The following is a 1,469-nucleotide window of genomic DNA, read 5'->3' on the forward strand; positions in this document are numbered from 1 at the left end:
TTGCATGCGTTCAAGAGACACTGCCCAGCCATTCGCAGGTGGCTTACATCCTTTGTATTCATAGATAAGATTAGGTCGATAATCTGGATTTCCCAAATTATCTACTTTGTATCTGCGTCCTTCTGGGGTGTAAAATTTATATCGCTCTTCTATATATTTTCTTGTGTTTTCATCCTCTCTTGAGTACTGATGAATATATGTATAATCATCGGATACAGAGTACCAAAAAATTGTGTCTGTTGATATTCCGAGTTGGTTTCCAGCATAGGAGGTTGCCGCTTTCCTTTTCCAAATAATCTCATTTCTAAAATTTGACTCGCCAAAAACTTCATCAAGAAGGATTTTAACATAGTGAGATACATGATAGTCTAAATGGACAAAGATAGACGCAGTTTCGCTCATAACAGATTTGATTGCCATAAGATTTTCATACATCCAACTGAGATATTTTTCCTTGTCCCACACATCACCATACATCTTTTCTTCAAAGGCTTTCAGTTCGTCGATGTCCAGTTCCTGCTCCGCCTGAGCAATGGCCTCCGCCACCTTGGGATTGCGGCGGATGTAGACCTTTTTTGCGTAGTCCGCCCCGCTGGCAAAGGGCGGGTCAATGTAGATCAGATCAACCTGGATACCGTGCTCTTTCAGATAGGCGCAGGCGGAGACGCACTCGCCGCGAATGACCATGTTGCCGTCGGCGTTCTCACCCACGGTTTCCTGTTTTTCCATCTCATATAGGGGCATTCCCCGCTGGAGAACCATAGAGGTGCTGTCCACGCCTTTGTATTTCAAAATGCGGTTGAAATTGCCGAGGACGGCTTGGCCTTCGATGGGTTCTGGGATAAAGGGGACGTATTTAATCGGCATCTGTCTGCCCCTCCTGTTTCAAAATTCTTTCTTTCACCAATTCTATAATTGTTGCAGGAAAATCCTTGTTTTGGAGTAGATAACAACCCAATTGTTCTCCATTCGCTGAAGAAAGTTGAGCATATCCCGCAATAACTGCACAATTGATTGTTTGTAGACTGATAGCAGTTAACTGAACTGGCAGTTCAATACCAGATGGAGAAAATAGATAACTCTGCAAATCGTCCTCTGTTGGTTTACTGCCCCTATCATTTAATAAGTATCGCATACAAGGGTGATTATATTTATGAGCTTCATCCACATAGGCATAAAGGTGTTCAAGACCAACTGCTTTAGCAAGATTAAATAAATTAGGTTCCTTTATTTCGTCGTTCTTAGCCCATTCATAGTCTTGTTTTCCTGTCCAACTATATTTTGCTTTTACATTTCTGTATGCCATTTCTATATCATGGAAAGCACTTAAATCATAATGAAATAAATTCAATCGGTCCTGATATTCCACCAATCTTCTTGCAAATTTATAGTCATCAACTGCTGCGTAATCAATATATTTTTGGTCCAAGTCTGGATACTTAATGAGAATATTGGCAACGACTGAAAAC

2 protein-coding genes are annotated in these 1,469 nt (G+C 41.0%); both read right to left on the reverse strand.

Going from position 1 to position 1,469, the window contains the following annotated elements:
• Positions 1–867: DNA methyltransferase (locus JX325_RS16600; RefSeq protein ID WP_204792138.1), on the reverse strand; the 867-nt coding region annotated here is incomplete at its 3' end.
• The coding region (locus JX325_RS16605) for a DUF5677 domain-containing protein (protein WP_204792139.1) at positions 857–1,469 on the reverse strand (613 nt) is incomplete at its 5' end. The genes JX325_RS16600 and JX325_RS16605, both read right to left, overlap by 11 nt.

The sequence above is a fragment of the Oscillibacter sp. CU971 genome, from assembly GCF_905219725.1.
Taxonomy (GTDB): domain Bacteria; phylum Bacillota; class Clostridia; order Oscillospirales; family Oscillospiraceae; genus Oscillibacter.